The organism is Mycolicibacterium xanthum, assembly GCF_019710635.1.
GTDB lineage: Bacteria > Actinomycetota > Actinomycetes > Mycobacteriales > Mycobacteriaceae > Mycobacterium > Mycobacterium xanthum.
Map to the genome: position 1 here is coordinate 1 of NZ_JAIFZS010000135.1, position 785 is coordinate 785.

A 785-nucleotide genomic window follows, 5' to 3' on the forward strand; every position below is an offset into this window, starting at 1 on the left:
AGCTCGCGGATCTGTTGCTGTAACTGTGCCGGAAAGTCCACGGCCACCGCCGCACCCCGGTGATCGGCCACCGCCGGATACGGCCGATCCGTCGGAAGCTCCAACCGATCGGGCAAGCCGGCCAGCAGGTCGTCCCAGAACGCCACCTGCGAGGCGACCGCGCTCTCGCGGTCGCTCAGGTCGCCGAGCCGCGCGCGCTGCCACAGTGTGTAATCGGCGTACTGGACCGGCAACGCGGCCCAGCCCGGCTCTTCCCCTTCGCAGCGGCAGGCATACGCCGTACTCAGGTCCGCCACCAGCGGGGTCAGCGACCAGCCGTCGGCGGCGATGTGATGGGCGGCCGCCACGAACAGATGCTCGTCGTCGGCGAGCCGGAACAGCTTCGCGTACAACGGGATTTCGGTGGTCAGGTCGAAGCTGTGGTGGGTGGTCTGCTCGATCGCCTCGGCGAGCCGGTCCTCGGTCCAGCCGGTGGCATCGACCATCTCCCAACCGAAGTCGGCTTCCTCGGCGGCCACCACCTGTTGTCGAGGGATGCCGTCGCAGGCCGGGAACACCGTCCGCAGACTCTCGTGGCGGCCCACCACATCGGCCAGCGCCTCCCCCAGCGCCTCCACATCCAACGGCCCACGCAACCACAACGCCACCGGGATGTTGTACAGCGGCGAAGGTCCCTGCAATTGATCGATGAACCACAACCGGTTCTGCGCGAACGACAACGGAACCACCGCAGGCCGCACACCGGCCGCCAACGGCTCGAGATCGTCGCGTTGCGTACCGATACG

The 785-nt window shown here is 68.0% G+C and carries 1 protein-coding gene; it reads right to left on the minus strand.

Features of this window, described 5'->3' with window-relative positions; genetic code table 11:
• A partial coding sequence (locus JDV09_RS26400; RefSeq protein WP_255606091.1) for a condensation domain-containing protein occupies nucleotides 1-785 on the minus strand: 785 nt, incomplete at both ends.